General features: G+C 33.7%; 14 protein-coding genes. 9 read left to right on the top strand and 5 right to left on the bottom strand.

Going from position 1 to position 14,864, the window contains the following annotated elements; all coding sequences use genetic code 11:
- Positions 1-23 precede the first annotated feature (23 nt).
- The 8 genes from F0000_RS10065 (at position 24) to clpX (ending at position 8,358) form a co-directional block, all read left to right on the top strand.
- Positions 24-737: a pyridoxine 5'-phosphate synthase gene (locus F0000_RS10065; RefSeq protein ID WP_149624597.1), complete on the top strand. Its 714-nt coding sequence runs from the start codon at positions 24-26 to the stop codon at positions 735-737.
- A gap of 11 nt (positions 738-748) precedes the next feature.
- A complete protein-coding gene (locus F0000_RS10060; RefSeq protein WP_149624596.1) occupies positions 749-1,516 on the top strand; it encodes an alpha/beta fold hydrolase in 768 nt (255 codons plus the stop codon).
- Between the two features lie 112 nt (positions 1,517-1,628).
- Positions 1,629-2,882 (top strand): OmpP1/FadL family transporter, encoded by a 1,254-nt coding sequence (locus F0000_RS10055; RefSeq protein WP_149624595.1) that lies wholly within the window; start codon positions 1,629-1,631, stop codon positions 2,880-2,882.
- 7 nt (positions 2,883-2,889) lie between these two features.
- Positions 2,890-4,413: a G-D-S-L family lipolytic protein gene (locus F0000_RS10050; RefSeq protein ID WP_149624594.1), complete on the top strand. Its 1,524-nt coding sequence runs from the start codon at positions 2,890-2,892 to the stop codon at positions 4,411-4,413.
- A 96-nt stretch (positions 4,414-4,509) separates the two neighbouring features.
- Positions 4,510-4,857 (top strand): phage holin family protein, encoded by a 348-nt coding sequence (locus tag F0000_RS10045; protein WP_149624593.1) that lies wholly within the window; start codon positions 4,510-4,512, stop codon positions 4,855-4,857.
- An 86-nt stretch (positions 4,858-4,943) separates the two neighbouring features.
- Positions 4,944-6,269, top strand: coding sequence for a trigger factor (gene tig, locus F0000_RS10040; RefSeq protein ID WP_149624592.1), 1,326 nt, complete (start codon positions 4,944-4,946; stop codon positions 6,267-6,269).
- A gap of 100 nt (positions 6,270-6,369) precedes the next feature.
- Positions 6,370-7,044, top strand: a complete 675-nt coding sequence (clpP, locus tag F0000_RS10035; RefSeq protein WP_149624591.1) for an ATP-dependent Clp endopeptidase proteolytic subunit ClpP — start codon at positions 6,370-6,372, stop codon at positions 7,042-7,044.
- An 81-nt stretch (positions 7,045-7,125) separates the two neighbouring features.
- Complete coding sequence (gene clpX / locus F0000_RS10030) at positions 7,126-8,358, top strand: ATP-dependent Clp protease ATP-binding subunit ClpX (RefSeq protein WP_149624590.1); 1,233 nt, start codon at positions 7,126-7,128, stop codon at positions 8,356-8,358.
- A gap of 450 nt (positions 8,359-8,808) precedes the next feature.
- On the opposite strand, the gene F0000_RS10025 is transcribed toward clpX, so the two are convergent.
- Entirely contained in the window at positions 8,809-9,153 is a 345-nt protein-coding gene (locus F0000_RS10025) for a hypothetical protein (RefSeq protein WP_149624589.1), read from the bottom strand.
- Between the two features lie 319 nt (positions 9,154-9,472).
- Entirely contained in the window at positions 9,473-11,005 is a 1,533-nt protein-coding gene (locus F0000_RS10020; RefSeq protein ID WP_149624588.1) for a GH3 auxin-responsive promoter family protein, read from the bottom strand.
- Positions 11,006-11,129: 124 nt separating this feature from the next.
- Here F0000_RS10020 and F0000_RS10015 point away from each other — a divergent pair, with 124 nt between their 5' ends.
- Positions 11,130-11,924, top strand: a complete 795-nt coding sequence (locus F0000_RS10015; protein ID WP_149624587.1) for a DUF2797 domain-containing protein — start codon at positions 11,130-11,132, stop codon at positions 11,922-11,924.
- Between the two features lie 7 nt (positions 11,925-11,931).
- On the opposite strand, the gene F0000_RS10010 is transcribed toward F0000_RS10015, so the two are convergent.
- The 3 genes from F0000_RS10010 to F0000_RS10000 all read right to left on the bottom strand — a co-directional run bounded on the left by F0000_RS10010 (position 11,932) and on the right by F0000_RS10000 (position 14,472).
- The gene (locus F0000_RS10010; protein WP_149624586.1) at positions 11,932-12,564 is read right to left on the bottom strand and encodes a LysE family transporter; all 633 of its coding nucleotides are present in this window, start codon (positions 12,562-12,564) and stop codon (positions 11,932-11,934) included.
- Between the two features lie 113 nt (positions 12,565-12,677).
- Complete coding sequence (locus F0000_RS10005; protein WP_149624585.1) at positions 12,678-13,124, bottom strand: hypothetical protein; 447 nt, start codon at positions 13,122-13,124, stop codon at positions 12,678-12,680.
- Positions 13,125-13,200: 76 nt separating this feature from the next.
- Positions 13,201-14,472 (bottom strand): hypothetical protein, encoded by a 1,272-nt coding sequence (locus F0000_RS10000; RefSeq protein ID WP_149624584.1) that lies wholly within the window; start codon positions 14,470-14,472, stop codon positions 13,201-13,203.
- Positions 14,473-14,864: the final 392 nt, after the last annotated feature.

Below are 14,864 nucleotides of genomic sequence, written 5' to 3'. Positions count from 1 at the left end.
TTACTAAAGTTACATCAAAAACTATGACAAAGTTAAGTGTTAATGTTAATAAAATAGCAACATTACGAAATTCCAGAGGAGGAGATGTTCCAAATTTACTTAAAGTAGCCGTTGATATACAGGGTTTTGGAGGAGAAGGCGTAACAATCCATCCCAGGCCAGATGAACGACATATTAGATATCAGGATGCTTTTGATTTGAAACCTGTTGTACATACAGAATATAATATAGAAGGTAATCCAATACCTAAATTTATTGATCTTGTACTAGCCATCAAACCTACTCAGGTAACCTTGGTTCCTGATGCAGAAAATGCAATAACCAGTAATGCCGGATGGGATACAAAAAAGCATAAGGCGTTTCTGCAAGAGGTGATTTCTGAGTTTAAGCGTAACGGGATTAGAACTTCAATTTTTGTCGACCCTAAGAAGGAAGTGATTCAGGAAGCCAAAGATACAGGAACAGATAGGATAGAGTTATATACAGAAGCTTTTGCCTCAGCATATGCTATGGGGAATATGGACTCAGTTATACCGTATACAGATTGTGCACAATTGGCTAACGATTTAGGTTTAGGTGTGAATGCGGGGCACGATCTATCTCTTGATAATATTAAGTTTTTTAAAGAAAATGTACCAGGATTGCTAGAGGTTTCTATTGGTCACGCATTAATAAGCGAAGCACTATATTTAGGGATGGAAAATGTGGTGAATATGTATTTACATAGATTAAAATAATCAGTTTAGGGATGAAATTATATGCTAATGTTATTGGTGATGGAGATCCATTCGTAATCTTACATGGATTTTTGGGGATGGGGGATAATTGGAAAACTCTTGGTAAAAAAATAGCAGAACAAGGGTATCAGGTACACCTGATAGATCAACGAAACCATGGGCGTAGTCCTCATAGTGATGAATTTGATTATTCGCTTTTAGCGCAGGATTTATTAGAATATTGCAATGATAATGATCTGGATACTATAATATTGCTCGGGCATTCTATGGGTGGAAAAACCGCCATGTTTTTTGCATCTCAATATCCTGAATTGCTAAGAAAAATGATTATAGCTGATATTGGTCCTAAATATTACCCATTGCATCATCAGGATATATTAGATGGTTTAGCTTCATTGGATTTCGAAGTTCTTAAAGAAAGAAAAGATGTAGATGAAGCGCTAAGCGTTTATGTGAGAGATGCTGGCGTGCGTTTATTTCTAATGAAGAACCTATTCTGGAAACAAAAAGGAGAACTTGGATTACGGATATATCTAAGCGCATTAATAAAAAAGTCATCTGAAATAGGTGCAGAGCTTGCCAAAAATCTTATATTTAAGGGAGAAACTCTCTTTTTGAAAGGAAGTAAATCAAATTATATACTTGAAGAAGATGTGTTTCGTATTACAGAACAATTTCCTAATTCGATCATAAAAGAAATTTCTGATGCTGGACACTGGTTACATGCAGAAAATCCAACAGCATTTTTGAATGAATTAGTAGCGTTTGTTAAAATGTAAAATAAAAATACTATGTACGCATAATATTTTGATGAATTTCTTGGAAAATTATTATTTTCTATTAAATTTGGAACATTATTTATTAAATTCTAAAAAACAATTCTAATTAATTATGAAAAAACTATTATTATTGGTTCTATTTGCCTTGGTGACATTGATCACTTATGCCGGTGGATACAGAGTGAGTGTGCAAGGGCAGAGAGCTATAGCAATGGGGCATACAGGTGTCGCGGTGGTCAATAGTGCTGAGTTGGTGTTTTTTAACCCTGCAGGTCTTGTATACTTAGAAAATAAATTAAATGTTAGTGTTGGAGCAAGTGGTATTTTTACCGATGTGATTTATCAAAATAGCGAATTTGGGCTTTCTGCAGAGACGGATAGCTCAGTAGGTACTCCGCTTAATCTGTATGGATCTTATAAAGTTAATGATTGGATGTCTTTAGGTTTAGGGATCTATACTCCCTATGGTAGCGAGGTTACCTGGCCTACCGATTGGGCAGGTTCTCATTTGGTTAATAGCATAGAATTGGCAGCCATCTATGTGCAGCCAGTGGTGTCTTTTAAGCTTTCAGAATATTTTAGTATTGGTGGAGGACCTATTTTTGTTACAGGCTCTGTTAAATTTGACCGTAATGCGAGTAGGACTGCAACAGATATTGATGGTAATCGTTCTAATATTGCGGTTGACGATTCTGGGGTTACAAACTGGGGATGGAGTATTGGTGGTATGTTTTCACCCACAGAAAAATTTAGATTAGGATTTAGTTATCGAAGCGAAATTATTTTAGAAGCAGAAGATGGGGAGGCTACATTCAGTAATTTTCCTATATCTACAAGACCTGGGATTCCTGCAAATGGAGCAACTACATTTAATGCAGAATTACCACTACCGGCAGAGTTAACAATAGGATTGTCATATGAGTTCCTGGATAAATGGTTATTTGCTTTTGATTATAACAGGCAGTATTGGAGTGTTTATGAATCTTTGGATATTACCTTTGGTAATGGAGCTTCTTCTTTAAACCCACGTAATTATAAAGACTCTTCTGTGTATCGATTTGGGTTGCAATATGATGCTACTTCCAAAATATCACTACGTGCAGGATATTATCGTGATGAGTCTCCTGTTCAGTCAGGTTTCTTTGCACCAGAAACCCCTCGTAACGATTCAGATGGATTTACTGGAGGATTTAGTGTTGCTATCACGCCCAGATTGGCGATTGATGCTTCTTTCTTTTATCTAAGATTCGAAGAAATAGACGAATCTTATGATTTTTATCAGGAAGATGGGCAGAATATTCCTTTTGAAGGAACATATAAATCAAGTGCTTTTTCGCCAGGTTTGGGTTTAACTTATAAATTATAATACAAAGATGAGAAATACTATAAAATATTTAGCAGTTCTGGCATTAGGTATAATAGCGTGTGAGCCGGAATTTGATACGCCGATTGATGATGAAGGAGTGTATTCTAGTGGAGAAGCCGATTTTTCAAAATTTGTATCGGTAGGAAATTCTCTTACAGCAGGTTTTGCTGATGGAGGATTATATATAACGGGACAAGAAAATTCATTTCCTAATATATTATCTCAGCAATTTGCGCTGGTCGGTGGTGGTGAATTTACACAACCATTAATGGCGGATAATACAGGAGGAATGTTGATTCCTGGAGCAGATACGTTGCCTAACAGGTTTGTGTTAGTTTTTGATGCTGATGGAGCTGCGGTAGGCCCTGCAAGACTTTCTGGAACACCTACAACGAGTGCTGCAAATAATATTAATACGGGTAGCTCTTTTGGTAATCTGGGAGTTCCCGGAGCAAAAAGTTACCACTTAGGATTTGAAGGCTATGCAGCACTGAATCCTTATTTTGGACGATTTGCCAGTGGAGCAAATGCTACCGTTATAGGAGATGCAGTAGGACAGAGTCCTACATTTTTTACATTATGGATTGGCAATAATGATATTCTTAGTTATGCTACTTCCGGCGGTGTTGGAGTAGATCATAACGTAACGGGGGAGATGAATCCTGCAAATTACGGGGCTGATGATATTACGAATAATGAAGCATTTGATGGGGTATACCGACAATTGGTTGGCGCACTAACATCAGGAGGGGCCAAAGGAGCATTATTAAATTTACCAGATGTTACTTCTTTGCCATTTTTTACTACGGTGCCTGCGAATGCGATACCATTAGATGCTGCGACTGCAGCTTTTTTAAATGCAAGATTTGAAGCATATAATACTCAAATTCTTCCAGGTTTAGCTCAATTTGGCTTGATTACAATGACAGAAGTTACAGAAAGACAAATTAATTTTGTTGCGGGACAAAATTTTGTAACAATAACTGATGAAGCATTAACAGATATTTCTATGGCAATACAAGGACCTCCCTTTAATCTAGACCCACAGACAGCAAGTGTTTTATCTCAGTTAAGGCAGGCAACCCCACAAGATTTGATTCCGTTGACTTCATCAGGCAATATCGGTGTGGATCTTATTGGTGATGGTTCTGCAGTTACAGGAGTGTCGGTTCCTCTTGGGGATAAAGATGTTTTAACTGTTGCTGAGCAAGAAGCAATTTCTAATGCGCAAACTGCATATAATACGACTATTCGCGAGGTGGCAGAAGCTATTGGATTAGCTTTTGTAGATGTAAAATCAGTTTTAGCACAAGCAGCCGATGGAGGTATTCCTTTTGATGGAGGTTTAATTACGTCTACTTTTGCGTCTGGAGGTGGGTTTTCTTTAGACGGTTTGCACCCTACGCCTAGAGCACACGCCTTGGTGACAAATCTTGTTATTGAAGCAATTGAAGCTACATATGGAGCTACGCTGCCAGTAGTGAACCCCGGGGATTTTGGGACTGTTACTGTAAGTAATGAAGTGAATTAGAAAAAAATATTTTTTAAAATAATTGAAACCTGCTAATTTTATTTAGTGGGTTTTTGTTTTTTTAGTAATTTAATCATTAATCTAAACCAATGAATTATGCAGTTTATATTAAAAATGATTTTGAGCGCTATTGCGGTAGTGGTATTGGCTAAAATTCTTCCGGGTGTTGGAGTTGATAGTTATATTAGTGCACTCATAGTAGCGGTAGTATTATCAGTGCTCAATGCAATTGTCAAACCTTTATTAATTATACTAACGCTTCCTGTGACGATTATAACGTTGGGATTATTCTTATTAGTAATTAATGCAGCGATTATACTTATAGCAGATCATTTTGTGTCAGGTTTTGGTGTTAGTGGTTGGTTGTGGGCGTTGATATTTAGTGTGTTATTATCTGTGTTTCAATCTATATTATACTCTATTTTGAAGAAAGATAAAAACTAACTGTTTTTCAGTAAATTAAAACTTTGTCAAGAGATAAAAAAGTCTTACTTTTGCAACCCGATTTTTAGTACAAAAAAGCAGAGATAATGAATATTTCAAAAGAGCAAGTAGACGATTTAAATGCTGTGGTAACGGTAGATATCACAAAAGCAGATTATAGTGATAAAGTAGAAAACATTCTTAAGGATTATCGTAAAAACGCTAACATTCCCGGTTTTAGAAAAGGTCATGTTCCTATGGGGTTGGTGAAAAAACAATATGGAAAAGCAGTATTGGTTGACGAGGTAAATAAATTATTACAAGATGCTTTAAATAAATATCTCACAGAAGAAAAATTGGACGTCTTGGGAAATCCATTACCCAAAGAACAGGAAAGTTTTGATTGGGATACAGAGGATTATTCTTTTGAGTTTGAGTTAGGGTTAGCTCCAAAATTTGAAGTTGTTCTTAATGGAGCTGAAGCTATTACGCATTATAAGATCGTTGCTACAGAAGAAATGATTGATAACCAGATCAAAACTATGCAGAAGCAATACGGGAAACTGGTAGCAAAAGATACTGTAGAGAAAGGTGATACTGTAAATGGTGTTTTTGCAAATGAAGAAAAAGGAATTGATAATCAAGCAACAATCGAACTTGAAAAAATAAAAGGAAAAGGAAATCTATCGATTTTCATAGGAGCTAGCGTAGGGGATGTGCTTGCATTGCAGACAAAAGAACTTTTTGAAAATGATCAAGACTTGATGAATGCCTTAAAAATTAGTCAGGATGATATTCAAGAGTTGGAGGATATTGAGGTAGCATTTACGATCTCAGAAATCAATACGCAAGAGTTAGCAGATTTGGATCAGGATCTTTTTGATAAGTTATTCGGGAAAGATACGATTACAAGTGTAACAGAATTGAAAGAAAGAATTAAAAAAGATGCAGAAAGTCAATTCGTGCAACAATCAGATCAGCAGTTGCTCAATAGTGTTACAGAAAGTATTTTAGAGAACACCAAATTTGATTTACCAGCTGAGTTTCTGAAGAAGTGGATACAAGCTACAGGCGAAAAACCTCTTACAGAAGATGAAGCAAAGGATGAATACGAAAAGAGTGAAAAAGGATTACGTTTTCAATTAATAGAAGGAAAAATTATTAATGATAATAACCTTCAGGTTACATTTGAAGAATTAAAAGATTTTGCTAAGGATTTGATTAAAGGACAGATGGCTCAATATGGTCAAATGTCGCCAGAAGATAAAGAACTAGAGGAAATCGCTGCTAGAATATTGTCAAATCAGGATGAGGTAAAAAGAATTTCTGAACAGCTAATGAGTCAGAAATTATTGGCTTACTATAAAGATAACGTTACCTTAGAAACTAAGGAGTTGAGTTTTGATGAATTTGTAAAAGAAGTTTACAAATAATCTGCTTTAGCTACTAGGATTTTATACTTATATTTAGGGCGTTAAACCATGACTTGGTTAACGCTTTTTTTATAAAAATTAAATTTCAGAAAAAGAAAATATGGACTACGGTAAAGAATTCGAAAAATACGCTACAAAGCATCACGGAATCAGTAGTAATTATTATGATAATATCATTAGTAGTATGTATCCTGTGGGGATGACTCCTAATATCATAGAAGAACGTCAAATGAATGTTGCTATTTTTGATGTGTTCTCTCGCTTAATGATGGATCGGATCATTTTTTTAGGTACTGGGATTAATGATCAGGTTGCTAATATTATACAAGCTCAACTTTTATTTTTGGAGAGTGTAGATTCTACCAAGGATATACAAATTTATATCAATTCACCCGGAGGAAGTGTTTATGCCGGTTTAGGGATCTATGATACGATGCAATTCATAAAACCGGATGTAGCTACTATTTGTACTGGGATGGCAGCATCTATGGGGGCTGTATTGTTGTGTGCAGGAGAAAAAGGAAAACGTTCTGGATTGCCACATAGTAGAGTGATGATTCATCAACCACTTGGTGGAGCGCAAGGACAAGCAAGTGATATAGAGATTACTGCTCGTGAGATTTTGATATTAAAAGAAGAATTATATCAAATCATATCGAAACATTCCGGACAGTCTTACGACAAAGTTTATGAAGACAGTGATAGAGATTATTGGATGAAAGCTGATAAAGCTCTTGATTATGGAATGATAGATGAAATTTTAAAAAGAGAATAACTATATCTCAGAGTATTAAGAGATATAAAATATGTCTTTCTAATTGAAGTTAGATAGATAGTATATTTGAATTAGATAATTATGCCGAAAGAAGACTTAGAATGCTCGTTTTGTGGAAGGAAAAAACCTGAAACTAATTTATTAATAGCAGGCTTGGATGCTCATATTTGTGACCGTTGTATTGTACAAGCACACGGTATAGTAGTAGAAGAAGCCAAGGATGAAGAAACAGGTGAACTTAGTAATGAATTAATGCTTCGTAAACCAATGGCTATTAAGAAATTTCTTGACGAATATGTTATTGGTCAGGAATTTACCAAAAAAGTAATGTCTGTAGCTGTTTATAATCACTACAAACGTCTGTTGCAGCCACATACAGATGATGATATTGAGATTCAGAAAAGTAATATCATTATGGTGGGGCAAACAGGAACCGGAAAGACCTTGATTGCTAAAACAATTGCTAAAATGCTGAATGTGCCTTTGGCAATAGTTGATGCTACAGTACTTACAGAAGCAGGATATGTTGGAGAGGATGTAGAAAGTATTCTCACTCGTTTGTTACAGGCAGCAGATTATAATCTCGAAAAAGCTCAAAGAGGTATTGTATTTATTGATGAAATAGATAAAATAGCGAGAAAGAGTGATAACCCGAGTATAACAAGAGATGTATCTGGAGAAGGAGTGCAGCAAGCATTACTGAAGCTTCTCGAAGGAACTGTGGTAAATGTTCCACCAAAAGGAGGTCGTAAGCATCCTGATCAAAAATTTATAGAAGTTAATACAGAAAACATTCTGTTTATTGCAGGAGGAGCTTTTGATGGAATCGAAAATGCAATTCAGAAACGTTTAAATATGCAGGCTATGGGCTTTAGTGCTTCAAAAAATGAAGATACTATAGAGAAAGATAACCTGTTGCAATATATTATTCCTAAGGATTTAAAAGATTTTGGGCTTATCCCCGAGATTATAGGAAGGCTTCCTGTATTGTCTCACATGGATCCTTTGGATACCAGTACTTTAAGAGCGATTCTTACAGAACCAAAAAATGCTATTATTAAGCAGTACAAAAAGCTTTTTGAGATGGATAATATCAATTTTTCTATCACAGAAGGAGCGTTGGAATATATAGTAGGAAAGGCAGTAGAGTATAAGTTGGGTGCAAGAGGATTGCGATCATTATGCGAAGCAATATTGACAGATGCAATGTATGAGCTTCCAGAAAGTGAAGAAACTGAATTTAGAGTCTCTAAAGACTATGCTGAAAAAAAATTGAATAGGTCTACAATTAATAAATTAAAAGCAGTCTCTTAGTAATTTAATACGATTTGTGATTAAAAAATTCGTATAAATTCATTGAATTATTTTTTCTTTATGCAAGGCAAAAAAATCAAGCATAGCTATAGCTACGGTTTATTTTTTAAACGAAGTAGAAAGGAAAAAGAAACGATGAATATGCGAAATTTTTAGTTATAAATCGTATTACTCCTTTATATTGATACAAAAAAGCTCCGTTGAAGAATCAACGGAGCTTTTAATTGAACACATCTTAGACTTTTGGCTTCAAGTCATAAATTTTGGCTTCTGTTGTAATAATGAAGTGATTTTTCATAGCATTGCCTTGGTAGGTTACAGTGATTTAAAAATAATAAACCACTGTGTTGAACATGATATTTACGGACAAAAAAAGTCAAGATATTCTTTTATAAATTATACACATTATTTATAATAATAAATTAAGTTAGTGTTTTTATGAGTCTAAATTTATTGGTCATTTACTGAGTAGCGGATCATGTCTTTTTTATTCGATAGTATTGCTTCTGTATTTTTAATAACAAGATCTGAACTATTTTTTAGGTTGATGTCAAAACCATTTTGAGAAATTAATGCTTCATAATAAGTTACCTTAGATATTTCTCCATAACATATTTTATCAACTTTAATAGATGTATTTTCCTCTGTGATTAATGTTGGTGTTTTAGAAAACTTTGTTTGTTGATATACATTTTCATTAACCAAAGTGTCTCCTGTACTAGTGCTTCTAATTTCTTGTGCAACAATGACTACAGACGATAAGACGAAAATACAATTTAACAGTAATTTTTTCATATTTTGGGAACTTGAGGTGGTTTGTAACAAACTGAAAACAAAGTTAATATGAAAATAACCTACCCAAAAGATATTTTTTATTTTTTAGATCAAGAGTTTTTTTTAGAGGATGAAATACTCAAAATTTTGAAAAAAACAGTGTTTTTGACCTTATATTTATACGGTAAAACCACATATTCTGACATGTAAATAGTGTGTTTTGTCCATAAAAAAGTCAATTATTAACTTAATAATCGAGATTTAAATGTTCCGGGGTTTGTCTCAGAATTGAAATATTTTTTTCAATAAATGCCCTCGACTTGTCCTGAGATAGTTTTTTTTAAGGGGTAAAAGAATTTATTTTGTTTAATTCTAGTAATTCTTCTAGATATTTTCGAGTATTCGATAGTCTGGGAATTTTATGTTGACCACCTAATTTGTCGTTTTTCTTTAACCAATCATAAAACAAATGTTGCCTGGCGATATTAATCTGTAGTATATTTAGTGTCGTGTTATTATGCCTCTTGGCTTCATAATCACTATTGATTTCTTGTAGATTTTGATCAAGGATTTTGATAAACTGTTTTAGGTTTTCGGGATGTTTTTTGAATTCGATCATCCACTCGTGTGCGCCTTTTTCTTTTCCTTCCATAAAAATAGGAGCAGCCGTATAATCTACTATTTCACTATTGGTTTCTTTTGTTGTTTTTCTGAGTGCTTCTTCTGCATTTTCAATAATAAGTTCTTCTCCAAAAGCATTTATATGGTGTTTGGTTCTGCCAGATACTTTTATTCTATAGGGAGACACAGAGGTAAAACGAACGGTATCACCAATTTTATATCTCCATAATCCTGCATTTGTTGTGATGATAACAGCATAATTTTTCCCGATTTCGACTTCACTGAGTGGGATAACCTGTTGCTTATTGGTTCCATAAGTTTCCATGGGAATAAATTCATAAAAAATACCATAATCCAGCATGAGTAGTAGTTCAGAGGAATCATTATAATCCTGAATTGCAAAAAAACCTTCAGATGCATTGTAGATTTCATAATATTTAAAAGAGTTTTCCGGAAGGATTTTTTTATATTGATCAATATAGGGTTCAAAACTTACCCCTCCATGAAAATAGACTTCTAGATTATTCCATATCTGAAAAAGATGTTCTTGCCCTGTGGTTTCTAATACCTGGTTTAATAAAACAAGCATCCATGAAGGTACTCCGGCAAGACTTGTCACATTTTCCTGAATAGTTTCATGTACAATTGCCGTCATTTTTGTTTCCCAATCACTCATCAAAGAGATTTCATTACTAGGAGTAGAGCTAAATTCTGCCCAAAAAGGCATATTATCGATAATGATGGCTGATAAATCTCCAAACGAAGTCCCATTTTCTTCGTATAATTCTTTGCTACCTCCTAGACGCAGGCTTTTTCCAGTAAAAAGTTTAGAATTTTCATTGTTGTTTAGATACATGCACAATAGATCTTTACCTGCAGCATAATGGCAATCCTCCAGTGACTCCTGGCTTACGGGAATAAATTTACTTTTGGCATTTGTAGTTCCGCTGGATTTGGCAAACCATTTAATGGAAGTAGGCCAATAAATATTTTGTTCTCCCAGACGGCTTCTCTCGATCATAGGTTCATATTCCTCATAAGATCTTATAGGAACACGCTCTTTGAAGGTTTCATAACTATGTATGGAAAGAAAATCGTAGGTTTTGCCAATTTCTGTATGTTTAGCAGTTTCCAGCAGTGTGTGTAATAACTCCAGTTGTACTTCATTGGGGTATCGAAGAAAAAGTTCTATCTGATGAAAACGTTTTTTTAAAAACCAGCTGGCAATAGAATTTACTAAAGGGATTGGCATTTTTTGATGTATCTTTAGGCGGTAATTAGTATTAATTTGACTGTGTGGTTGACTTTCATTAAAAACTAAAATAGTAAAAATAATTACATTCTTTTTATGATTATAACTTATAACTAAATTTTTTATGCAATATCAGGGAGTGCTAACTAAGATGCAGACAGAGATAGGAACACCAATTCAATACTATTTGGTTTTTGAATCTGATTTTATTCATATGAACCAATTATTGAATAAAACGCTTCATATTAAATTTATAGGATATCAATGTTTGGCGTGTGGAAAGAATAAGAAAATTTATAGACAGGGGTATTGCTATGATGACTTTTATAACCAGCCTCAGGTAGGGGATTGGGTGATGCGACCAGAATTGAGTACTGCTCATTTGGGGGTTGAAGACAGAGATCTGGACTATGAGAAAAGGGCTCAGTTACAACCGCATATAGTATATTTAGCAAATTCTAGCAATGTGAAGGTGGGAGTAACCAGGAAGTCTCAAGTTCCTACGCGTTGGATTGATCAGGGTGCGCATGAGGCTATAGAGATTGTAGAGACTCCAAATAGATATTTGGCAGGGATTACAGAGGTCGCATTAAAAGCTCATGTTGCAGACAAAACGAACTGGCGAAAAATGCTTAAAAATGAAATCGAAGATGCAGATTTAATAACATATAGGGATAGGCTTCAAGAATTTATTCCGGATGAAGTAAAAGAATATTATATCAGTAGTAATAAAGAAACTACACTTGATTTTCCGGTATTTCAATATCCAGGCAAATTAAAAAGTTTAAATCTTGAAAAAACACCGGAATACACTGGAGTTCTAAAAGGAATAAAAGGTCAATATTTAATCTTTGAAGATGATACAGTGTTTAATATTCGTAATAATGAAGGATATAAAGTGACATTTGCTATGTCATAGGAGCGCATTATGCTATGAATAATTTCAATCCCTGAGCAAAAGAAATTATAATCAATGCGATACCAATAATTCTGAATAACTTATCTTTAGAGTGATCTGACTTTTTACTCATTCTATTTCCCCATTTACTGTATAGGTAAAGTGTGATTATTTTTCCAAAATAAACGCCACAAAAGAAAAGAAATAATGCTGTCAAAGGGGTTGATAAAGTAAGCTCAAACAGGTGTTTATTTGTTAAGGCAATAGCGACAATCCAATAAATAATAACTGGAGGATTCAGAAAAGCTAATGAAAAACCAGTCAAAAATTTAGATTTCCCAATTTTGGTTTTTACTTGTTTTTTATTTGGTTGTGAATTGTTTTTTTTAATTAGAAAATAGACTCCAATACTCAAAAAAACAAGAATTATAATCGCTTGTATCCACTGATTATTTTCAAAAAAAGCAGAAAGCTCTAAGCTACAGTGTAAAGCAAATAAAGCTAAAAAAACTTCTCCGACTCCGGCAGCAATTGTAATTTTAAAAGCTTTTTTGGTATCTTCTTTTATCGTAGTATTAATAACCGCTATATTGACAGCTCCAAGCGGTAAAGCACCAATTATTGCAGTTAATAAGCCTAGTATGAGATATAGTGTGATCATATCTATTTAGTAGCAGTAGTGTGAGTAAGCTTACATCTAATTTAATAAAAAACACTAAAAGTAACAATGTAATTGTCGCTTTTTTCTTTCAAATCTTTAAATCACTTCAGTGTTTAAAAATTTCCTTTTACACCAATCCTCATTTTTTTAATGACTTCTTCAAAGTAAAGGATGGTCCATATTATTTTTTCGGTATCTGCATAGGCTACTAGTTCCTCAATGGATTGTTTTGTTACTTGTAGAGATTCCCGAGTAGTTTCATTATTTTTCTTCATCATCTTTAAGTGATTGGCATCTTCTTTTATGCCAATATCTTCCAGACGAACACCGGGTTCATTTGTTAGTGACAAAAAAGGAATCACAGTAATAATTTCCTGTACTCTGTCCTGATACAATTTAATGAGTTCTCCTTTTTTTAAATCTTCGAGATCACTTATAGTATGAAATTTACTTATTTGGTCTTGTTGTATAAAAAAGATGGCATCATCTTTTTTCTGACTATATGTTATATGAATAGTCAGAAAGAAGAAAAAACAAATGTTGGATTTAGAAATGAACATAGGTATGTGGGTATAGTATTTTTAAATTGTATCAGAATTCTTAATTGTTCTAATACAAATAGATGGATACTCTGATTTATTGCATCACCATATAATTGTTTAAAGATTCTTTAAGTTCAAATTTTGGTATAGTTTTGCTTTTTGGATCAGCAAATAGTGTTTCTACTCCAACAAAACTTTGAGTAAATCGATTATATTTCAAAATATCTAAAACACCTGTACTTGGTTTGTAGCTTGCTTTTACACCTTCTCCGTGAATATTGAAAAAACTGTTATCCATTTTGAATGACTTTTCTATCACAGAAAGAGAAGTGTAAGATTGATCAAATTTTACAACATCAGAAAATCCTGATATTTTGGAATTATGAAGGTAGATTAAAGCAGAATTGGATGCAGAAATCGCTGATGTGGTATGGATATAATTGCTTTTGTCAGATAAATTTACAAACGTAGAGTTTGTGATTGTTACATCTGTAATAGCATTTGGTTTTATATATCCTAATTCTTTGTCATATCCATCAATTTCTATCGCATAAGAACCTTGCGGACTTGTGATATAGGGATGACGTATTGCCATTAAGTAGTCCAGATCTCCTTTAAAACCTTCAGAAATTTGAAAATCATCATCTTCAGCCATATAAGAAACTACTTTTCTTATATTATTATTTCCGCCACTCCAGTTAAAAGAGTCCTGACCAGAATAGCTAACCATTACATGATCTATAATAGAAGCCGTTCCGATACCGAATAGAGATAACCCATTAGAGTTTTCCTGTCTTTTAGTTTTGCTTCCTGGAAATTCAATTCTCACATATTTAAGAATAGTAGTTTGTTCTTGATGATCCGATCCACCGTATATAGCATATTGCGGATTAAAATTTCCTTTAATTATTCCATTACCGGATACAGAGTTTACTTTTCCGGAACCAGCGATAATGATTCCTCCCCAATCCCCATTGGCTCTGGACTTTGGAGCTTTGTTGGATGTAAAAACAATTGGATATGCTTCTGATCCAGCTGCAATCAACTTAGCGCCTTTGGCGATTATTAAGTTTGCCGGATTTTCGTGATCACATCGTATCGTTGTGCCTTGCTGGATTGTTAGTGTTGCTCCATTGGTAACATATACATCACCTGATAATAGGTAAACAATATCGTTTCTTAGAAACGTATCATCCGCTATCATATTAGGGAGTGTTTCTTCAGCTTCTGGGTAGTTTGTGGCATTAGGTTCAAAATTGGTCCATCCCCTTACCCACTTGTTGTCATTTTTATCAAAATCTTGACCATTGGTGAATAAAACAGTAAATAATAAAAATGAAGTTAATAAAACGCATCTTAGTCTCATATGTAGTATTATTTTGGGGTTACAAACTTGGAGGAAAATTCTTTCTTCCGATTTAACAATGCTAAAATACTATACTTTTTAAAAAGGTGGTTACGTGTTTACCGCAAAATTTGTACGTTTATCGTTATTTTTGTGTTTTTAACTTAACTTTATTCGTAAATTTCTTACAAAATTTTAAAATTAATTGTTGATTTTCAATCACTTATATTTTGTTTACTTTTTTAAGAATAATAATAAACAAAATAATTAACAATTTAATTTTTATTTTACAAAATAAATTAAATACCTGATTATTAGCATTTTAAGTTTGTATCGAAAATTGCTTAATTAGTGTAATTGTTACATTTATTAACTTTTTTATGAAGGTAAAGTGTAGTTTATTTGTAAAAAAT

This window comes from Aquimarina sp. RZ0, assembly GCF_008370685.1.
Taxonomy (GTDB): Bacteria; Bacteroidota; Bacteroidia; order Flavobacteriales; family Flavobacteriaceae; genus Aquimarina.
This window is presented reverse-complemented; position numbering and strand designations above follow the sequence as displayed.

Excerpts from the sequence above, each read along its gene's own strand:
- F0000_RS10065 (WP_149624597.1), top strand. The coding sequence starts at position 24 with ATGACAAAGTTAAGTGTTAATGTTAATAAAATAGCAACATTACGAAAT.
- F0000_RS10060 (WP_149624596.1), top strand. The coding sequence starts at position 749 with ATGAAATTATATGCTAATGTTATTGGTGATGGAGATCCATTCGTAATC.
- F0000_RS10055 (WP_149624595.1), top strand. The coding sequence starts at position 1,629 with ATGAAAAAACTATTATTATTGGTTCTATTTGCCTTGGTGACATTGATC.
- F0000_RS10050 (WP_149624594.1), top strand. The coding sequence starts at position 2,890 with ATGAGAAATACTATAAAATATTTAGCAGTTCTGGCATTAGGTATAATA.
- F0000_RS10045 (WP_149624593.1), top strand. The coding sequence starts at position 4,510 with ATGCAGTTTATATTAAAAATGATTTTGAGCGCTATTGCGGTAGTGGTA.
- tig (WP_149624592.1), top strand. The coding sequence starts at position 4,944 with ATGAATATTTCAAAAGAGCAAGTAGACGATTTAAATGCTGTGGTAACG.
- clpP (WP_149624591.1), top strand. The coding sequence starts at position 6,370 with ATGGACTACGGTAAAGAATTCGAAAAATACGCTACAAAGCATCACGGA.
- clpX (WP_149624590.1), top strand. The coding sequence starts at position 7,126 with ATGCCGAAAGAAGACTTAGAATGCTCGTTTTGTGGAAGGAAAAAACCT.
- F0000_RS10025 (WP_149624589.1), bottom strand. The coding sequence starts at position 9,153 with ATGAAAAAATTACTGTTAAATTGTATTTTCGTCTTATCGTCTGTAGTC.
- F0000_RS10020 (WP_149624588.1), bottom strand. The coding sequence starts at position 11,005 with ATGCCAATCCCTTTAGTAAATTCTATTGCCAGCTGGTTTTTAAAAAAA.
- F0000_RS10015 (WP_149624587.1), top strand. The coding sequence starts at position 11,130 with ATGCAATATCAGGGAGTGCTAACTAAGATGCAGACAGAGATAGGAACA.
- F0000_RS10010 (WP_149624586.1), bottom strand. The coding sequence starts at position 12,564 with ATGATCACACTATATCTCATACTAGGCTTATTAACTGCAATAATTGGT.
- F0000_RS10005 (WP_149624585.1), bottom strand. The coding sequence starts at position 13,124 with ATGTTCATTTCTAAATCCAACATTTGTTTTTTCTTCTTTCTGACTATT.
- F0000_RS10000 (WP_149624584.1), bottom strand. The coding sequence starts at position 14,472 with ATGAGACTAAGATGCGTTTTATTAACTTCATTTTTATTATTTACTGTT.